The organism is Streptomyces sp. NPDC004788 (assembly GCF_053601115.1).
Genome location: NZ_JBSGBF010000173.1, coordinates 1 through 7250, shown reverse-complemented (window position 1 = coordinate 7250; position 7250 = coordinate 1). Strand labels below are relative to the sequence as shown.

Genomic DNA, 7250 nt, shown 5'->3' with positions numbered 1-7250 from the left:
ACGCCCGGTTACATTCCGAACCCGGAAGCTAAGCCTTTCAGCGCCGATGGTACTGCAGGGGGGACCCTGTGGGAGAGTAGGACGCCGCCGAACAATCATTGTGGGAAAGCCCCGCACCGTATGGTGCGGGGCTTTTCTGCGTTCTGGAGCCGTTTAGGATCCGGGCATGCGCTATGACCTGATCATCTTCGACAACGACGGCGTGCTCGTCGACAGCGAGCCGATCTCCAACCGCATCCTGGCCGGCTACCTCACCGAGCTCGGGCACCCCACCACCTACGAGGAGTCGGTGCGGGACTACATGGGGTCGGCCATGCACCGGATCCACGAGCTGGTCGAGGAGCGGAGCGGGAAGCGGCTGCCGGCGGACTTCGACGACACGTTCCACGCGCAGGTCTTCGCCGCCTTCGAGCGCGAGCTGGAGGCCGTGGACGGGGCCGCCGAGGTGCTCAAGGGGCTGGCCGCGGAGGGGATTCCGTACTGCGTGGCCTCGTCGGGGAGCCACCGGCGGATCCGGGTCGGGCACCGGAAGACCGGGCTCGACGCCTGGTTCCGGGATGAGAACATCTTCAGCGCCGAGGACGTCGGCCGGGGCAAGCCGGAGCCGGACCTCTTCCTGCACGCCGCCGCGCGGATGGGGGTGGCGCCGGAGCGGTGCGTCGTCGTCGAGGACAGCCGGCTCGGGGTGCAGGCGGCCGTCGCGGCCGGGATGGACGTGTACGGGTTCACCGCGATGAGCACCGAGGAGAAGCTGGCGGGGGCCACCGGATTCTTCGGACGGATGGCGGAGCTCCCCGGCCGGCTCTCCCGGCCAGATTGTGATGGTGATCCATCTACCCAGCGGTAGGTTCCGGCCCTACGCTGTGCCGCCATGACAGATGCGCGGTTGCGGCGTGGGCGGGGCTCTCTGGCGGTCAGCTTCTTCGTGCAGGGAGTCACCTTCGCCCTGCTCGTGACCAGGATTCCGGCGATCCAGGACCAGTACGGAATATCCGACGGGCTGCTGCCCGTGTTCCTGGCCGCCGTGCCGGTGCTCGCCGGTGTGTCGAGCGTGGTCACCGAGAAGGTCGTCGCCCGCGTCGGCCCGTCGAACGTGCTGCGCTGGGCGCAGCCGCTGGTACTGCTCGCGCTGCTGGCCGCCGGGGCCGGTTCCGGCCTCGCGTGGGCGGCCGTGGCGCTCGGGGCGTTCGGGCTCGCCGTCGGCTCGCTCGACGCGTCCATGAACATGCTCGGCGTGAGCCTCCAGCGGGCGTACGGGCGGTCCATCATGCTCGGCTTCCACGCCGCGTACAGCCTCGGTGGCATCGCCGGTGCCTCGCTCGCCTGGGTGGGGGCGCACTGGCATCTGTCGCTGTTCGTGTCGTATCTGCCGGTGGTGGCCGTGCTGCTGCCGGTCGCGTTCGTCGGGAGCCGCTGGTACGTGGACGGCGAGCCGGAGGCCGGCGAGGCGGCCCCGGACGGACCGGGCGGCTCGCAGGGTGTGGTGTTCCGGCTGCTGCTGCCGCTGTGCCTGGTGATGACCTTCGCGTACATCGGGGACTCGACGGTCTCCAACTGGTCGGCGAAGTACCTGCAGGACGTGCTGCACAGTTCGGAGGAGCTGGCGACCGTGCCGTACAACGCGTACATGGTGACGACGCTGCTCGGCCGGGCCGTCGGCGACTTCGGGGTGCGGCGTTTCGGGGCGGTCCTGGTGGTGCGGTGCGGGGCGGTGCTCGCGGCGCTCGGCTTCGCGGTGGTGGCGGCGGCGCCGGGGGCCTGGGTGGGGATGGCCGGGTTCACGGTCCTGGGCCTCGGCCTGAGCGTGATCGTGCCACAGACCTTCGCCGCTGCGGGGCGGCTGTTCCCGGGGGCGAGCGACGCGGCCGTGGCGCGGCTCAACGTCTTCAACTACGTGGGCTTCCTGGTGGGGTCGCCGCTCGTGGGCGCGCTCGGTGACGCGTGGACGTACCGGGGCGCGATGCTGGTGCCGATGGTGCTGGTCCTGGTGACGGTGGTGTATGCCACGTCGTTCGGCGCTCAGCAGGCCCGATACGGTGGCGGGCATGAGCAGCCGCGCACTGTTGATGTGGGATGAGGCGGTCACGGGCTACGACTTCGGTCCGGAGCACCCGATGGATCCGGTGCGGCTCGCGCTGACCATGGGTCTGGTGCGGGCGTACGGGCTCGACCGCCGGGTCGACGTGGTGGCGGCGAGGCCGGCCGGGGAGTCGACGCTGCGGCTGGTGCACCGCGAGGACTATGTGGCGGCGGTGCGGGCCGCGTCGGCGGATCCGAAGGCGGCCGACCAGGCGTACGGGCTCGGTACGGAGGACGATCCGGCGTTCGCGGGGATGCACGAGGTGTCCGCGCTGATCGCCGGGCAGTCGGTGGGCGCGGCGGAGGCGGTGTGGCGCGGGGACGCGGCGCACGCGGTGAACTTCGCGGGCGGCCTGCACCACGCGATGCCGGGGTCGGCCTCCGGTTTCTGCATCTACAACGACGCCTCGCTGGCGATCGCCCGGCTGCTCGAACTGGGCGCGGAGCGGGTGGCGTACGTGGACGTGGACGTGCACCACGGGGACGGGGTGCAGGCGGCGTTCTGGGAGGATCCGCGGGTCCTGACGATCTCGCTGCACGAACATCCGCGGACGCTGTTCCCGCAGACGGGCTGGCCCGAGGAGACCGGTGCGGCCGGCCCGGGGGAGGGCGGCGCGGTGAATCTGCCGCTGCCGGCGGGCACCGGGGACGCGGGGTGGCTGCGGGCCTTCCACGCGGTGGTGCCGGAGCTGCTCGCCGACTTCCGGCCGCAGGTGCTGGTGACGCAGCACGGCGCGGACACGCACTTCGAGGATCCGCTGGCGCATCTGGCGGTGTCGCTCGACGCGCAGCGGGCGGTGCAGGAGGCGTGCCACGAGCTGGCGCACGCGCATGTCGAGGGCGGGAGGTGGCTGGCGCTCGGCGGCGGCGGGTACGCGGTGGTGGACGTCGTACCGCGGTCGTGGACGCATCTGGTGGGGATCGCGGCGCACGCGCCGGTGGACCCGGAGTCGGTGATCCCGGCGTCGTGGCGGGACGAGGCGTACGCGCGGACGCGGCAGCCGGGTCCGCGGCGGATGACGGACGGGCGGTGGCCGGTCGCCTGGCGGGACTGGTCCGAGGGCTACGACCCGGCGGACCGGCTCGACCAGGCGGTCCTGGCGACGCGCCGGGCGGCGTTCCCGCTGCGGGGTCTGCTCGCCTAGCGCCCCGCGACCGCATTGTTACGCCAACTGTGCGGTCTCGTACGGGTTTTGGTCCCCGGCCGGGGCCGGTCCGGCAGCATCGTGTGGGTGTTGAGTACCGGGGCGCTGCGGGCGCATCTGTTGGCGGCGGGTCTCGCCGGGACGGTGGCGACGCCGCGGGAGACGAGTCTGCGGAGCTACCGGGCCTTCGCCGCGCGCGATCCCCGGGTGACCCTCGGGCTCGATCCGGCGCGGTCCTGGGACGAGGCCGGGCTGCTGCGGCTGATGGCGGACCGGTGCGGGGTGTCGGCGGACCCGGCGCACCGCTCGGGGCCGGACGTGATCGACCCGGAGCGGACCCTGCGGGCGCTCGCGGCGTTCGCGGAACGGCTGGGGGAGGCGGCCGGCCGGCGGGCTCCGGTGCTCCTGGGGACGGGCCATCCGCACCGGTTGCTGGGTTTCTACGCCGGGATCGCAGACGCTTTGTCGGCGGCGGGATGTCTTGTTCTCACCCCAGCGCAGGGGAGATGTGTCGACATAACGACCCGGTTCGGCGTACGCACGCACCTTCTCGACTACGTACGGGGGGTGGCTCTGGTGCGGGAACCGGGCCTGCCGGCCGCAGGGCGCGAGCCGGGGGCGCACACCCACTCGCCCCTACCGGTCAGGGCGGCCCTGGAGAGCGCGGCGGTGGCCGGCGGGCCGCTGCCGGAGCTGGTGGTGGGGGACCACGGCTGGGTCTGCGGGGCAGGTCAGCTGGGCATCGAGGCCATCGGGCTCGCCGACACGGACGATCCCGCGCTGTTCGTCGGGGAGGCCGAGGGGCAGGTGTCCGTGACCGTTCCGCTTGATGACGGGGTCCGCTCGGACTACTACCGTCCACTCACGCGCTATGTACTCAATCGAGCGTGTCTGTCACGGTAAACAGCTGATCGCAGCTCCTCTTCCCCACTCGTACCACCCGCCCCTACTCTGGGCGTGAGCGCGCAGCGACGAAGAGTCACCGGAGGGGAAGCCGGTGGGCGTCGCGTGCGGAAGGTACAGGTGGGTCATGGCTGCTGGCATGCCTCTCAACGAGGTGAAGTTCCTGACCGTGGCGGAGGTTGCCGCGGTGATGCGCGTCTCGAAGATGACCGTGTACCGTCTGGTGCACAGCGGTCATCTGCCCGCGATCCGGGTGGGAAGGTCCTTCCGGGTCCCGGAACAAGCCGTTCACGAGTACCTCAGGGAGTCCTTCGTGGGGGTGGCGACCGCGTAGCGAGCGCGGAGCCGTAAGCCCCGAATACGCCCTCGGTTAACAAGGGGGACGCATCTGCCGGTAGGCTAGCCCCTCGTAGGTCGTGTGGGCCCAGACGCCCCGCACCGATCCCCGCTGGCGCGGGGATGTTCCGAGAAGTGAGCGAGGGTAGTCGTGGGCTCTGTTATCAAGAAGCGGCGCAAGCGGATGGCGAAGAAGAAGCACCGCAAGCTGCTCAAGCGCACGCGCGTTCAGCGTCGCAACAAGAAGTAAGCGCGACGCCCCAGCGGCGTTTTCGCGTCGACGTGGCCTCCACCGGTTCGCCGGTGGGGGCCACGTTTTCATTGCGTCGAAATCTGCACGCGCTACCGTGGCCGTCAACGCAACGCGGTCAGCGGAACACCGACGGAAGGCGCTCGTCTTGGGCAAGGTCGTGCTCGTCACCGGTGCGGCCCGGCACCTCGGCGCCCGTTTCGTACGGCGGATCCAGCGCGATCCCGAGGTCGAGCGGGTCATCGCCGTGGACCGGGTCGACTCCCCGCACCCGCTGGGCGAGGCGGTGTTCGTGCGCGCCGACATCCGCCGGCCGGCCGTCGCCAAGATCCTCGCCCAGCACGACGTGGACACGGTCGTCCACATGGACGTCACGGGCATGGCGCTCGGCTCCGGAGGCCGTACGTCGGTCAAGGAGAGCAACGTCATCGGCACCATGCAGCTGCTCGGCGCCTGCCAGAAGTCGCCGCGCATCAAGCGGCTCGTGGTGAAGTCGAGCACGAGCGTGTACGGCGCCGCGCCCCGCGACCCGGCCGTCTTCACGGAGACGACACCGGCCAAGTCGCTGCCGAGCGGCGGCTTCGCCAAGGACGCCGTCGAGGTCGAGGGGTACGTACGGGGCTTCGCCCGGCGCCGCCCGGACGTGGCGGTGTGCGTGCTGCGGTTCGCGAACATCCTCGGGCCGCGGGTCGACTCCCCGCTCGCCGAGTACCTTTCCCTCCCCGTCCTGCCGACCGTCTTCGGCTACGACCCGCGGCTGCAGTTCGTCCACGAGGACGACGTCATGGACGTCCTGGAACTGGCCGCGCGCGAGCCGCGCCGGGCCACCCTCAACAGCGGCACGTTCAACATCGCCGGCGACGGGGTGCTGCTGCTCTCCCAGTGCGCCCGGCGGCTCGGCCGGCCGACCGTGCCGGTGCTGCTGCCCGCGGTGACCTGGGTGGGGCAGGCGCTGCGCACGGTCGGGATCACCGACTTCGCGCCGGAGCAGATCCGGCTGCTCACCCACGGCCGGGTCGTCTCCACCGTCCAGATGCGCGAGACGCTCGGCTTCACGCCCGCCCGCACCACCGCCGACGCCCTCGCGGACTTCGCGCGCAGCCAGGGACCGGGGCTGCTGCCGCCGGAACTGCTCGCCGGGACGGTGGACCGGCTCGCCGGGCGACTCGCGCCCTCCACCCTTCAGAACGGCATGTGAGGAGCCCAGATCGCGATGGCGGACGCCAAGGTCATTCCGTTCGACGACGACCGGTCGCGTGCGCGCCGGAGGCCCGTGACGAACGGCCGGGAGGCCGCCGTACGGGCGCTGCCGGCGCCGACGGTCGCCGAGGAGCCCGAGACCGCGCCCGATGCGCCCGATGCGCCCGATGCGCCGGACGGGCCGGACGGGCCCGAGGCGGTGGCGTCCGGGGCGCCGGCGTCCGGCGCGGCCGCGGGTGCGGGTGCGCGGGGCGGCTGGGAGCGGACGCTCGCGGGCGGGCTCGCGTTCCTGCGGCGGCGGGTCACCGGCGAGTACGAGGTCGACGAGTTCGGCTACGACGAGGAGCTCACCGACCAGGTCCTGATGTCGCTGCTGCGCCCGGTGTACGAGAAGTACTTCCGGGTGGAGGTGAAGGGCGTCGACAATATCCCGAAGGAGGGCGGCGCCCTGGTGGTCGCCAACCACTCCGGGACGCTGCCGCTGGACGGCCTGATGATGCAGGTCGCCGTCCACGACCACCACCCGGCGGGCCGTCATCTGCGGCTGCTCGCCGCCGACCTGGTCTTCATGCTGCCGGTGGTGAACGAGCTGGCCCGCAAGGCCGGACACACGCTGGCCTGCGCGGAGGACGCGGAGCGGCTGCTGAAGGCCGGTGAGATCGTCGGCGTGATGCCGGAGGGCTTCAAGGGCATCGGGAAGCCGTTCGCCGAGCGGTACAAGCTGCAGCGCTTCGGGCGGGGCGGCTTCGTGTCGACGGCGCTGCGGGCCGGGGTGCCGATCGTGCCGTGCTCGATCGTGGGCGCGGAGGAGATCTACCCGATGCTCGGCAACGCCAAGACGCTGGCGCGGCTGCTGGGCCTGCCGTACTTCCCGCTCACCCCGACCTTCCCCTGGCTGGGGCCGCTGGGCGCGCTGCCGCTGCCGACGAAGTGGACCATCCAGTTCGGCGAGCCCATCCCGACGGACGGCTACCCGCTGGAGGCGGCGGAGGACCCGATGCTGATGTTCAACCTGACGGACCAGGTCCGCGAGCAGATCCAGCACACGCTGTACAAGCTGCTGGTGCAGCGGCGATCGGTGTTCTTCTGACGGTACGCGGTTGGGGCGGCGGTGGCCCGAGACGGCGGACGGAGTCCGGCGCAGCCGTCGGAAGCCCCTGAGGCCCCCTGGGGCCGAGGGGCGCGAGGGCGGCAGAGAAAGAGGGGCCAAGCTGCTGGTGCAGCGGCGGTCGGTGTTCTTCTGACGGTACGGGGGTGGGGGGGGGCCCCCCGGGGGGGGGGCGCCCCCCCCCCCACCCCCCCCCCCCACCAGGGCGGAGGCGGGGGAAGACAAGGGC

The 7250-nt window shown here is 72.0% G+C and carries 8 protein-coding genes and 1 rRNA gene; all 9 read left to right on the top strand.

Translation table 11 applies throughout. The features are described from left to right. Positions 1-93: ribosomal RNA gene (gene rrf, locus ACWEJX_RS37000) — 5S ribosomal RNA — on the top strand; the annotation flags it as partial. A gap of 73 nt (positions 94-166) precedes the next feature. Continuing rightward, positions 167-847, top strand: coding sequence for an HAD family hydrolase (locus ACWEJX_RS36995; protein ID WP_451611798.1), 681 nt, complete (start codon positions 167-169; stop codon positions 845-847). Positions 848-871: 24 nt separating this feature from the next. Further along, on the top strand, positions 872-2077 hold the full coding sequence (locus tag ACWEJX_RS36990) for an MFS transporter (RefSeq protein ID WP_451611797.1): 1206 nt from the start codon (positions 872-874) through the stop codon (positions 2075-2077). Continuing rightward, on the top strand, positions 2046-3224 hold the full coding sequence (locus ACWEJX_RS36985) for an acetoin utilization protein AcuC (RefSeq protein ID WP_451611796.1): 1179 nt from the start codon (positions 2046-2048) through the stop codon (positions 3222-3224). Before ACWEJX_RS36990 ends, ACWEJX_RS36985 begins: the two co-directional genes overlap by 32 nt. Positions 3225-3311: 87 nt before the next feature. Next, a complete protein-coding gene (locus tag ACWEJX_RS36980; protein ID WP_451611795.1) occupies positions 3312-4127 on the top strand; it encodes a phosphatase in 816 nt (271 codons plus the stop codon). A gap of 127 nt (positions 4128-4254) precedes the next feature. Next, on the top strand, positions 4255-4461 hold the full coding sequence (locus ACWEJX_RS36975) for a helix-turn-helix domain-containing protein (protein WP_389215133.1): 207 nt from the start codon (positions 4255-4257) through the stop codon (positions 4459-4461). 153 nt (positions 4462-4614) lie between these two features. Then, complete coding sequence (locus tag ACWEJX_RS36970) at positions 4615-4713, top strand: 30S ribosomal protein bS22 (RefSeq protein ID WP_003948845.1); 99 nt, start codon at positions 4615-4617, stop codon at positions 4711-4713. 148 nt (positions 4714-4861) lie between these two features. After that, a complete protein-coding gene (locus ACWEJX_RS36965; protein ID WP_451611794.1) occupies positions 4862-5911 on the top strand; it encodes an NAD-dependent epimerase/dehydratase family protein in 1050 nt (349 codons plus the stop codon). 15 nt (positions 5912-5926) lie between these two features. Further along, complete coding sequence (locus tag ACWEJX_RS36960; protein ID WP_451611793.1) at positions 5927-7003, top strand: lysophospholipid acyltransferase family protein; 1077 nt, start codon at positions 5927-5929, stop codon at positions 7001-7003. Positions 7004-7250: the final 247 nt, after the last annotated feature.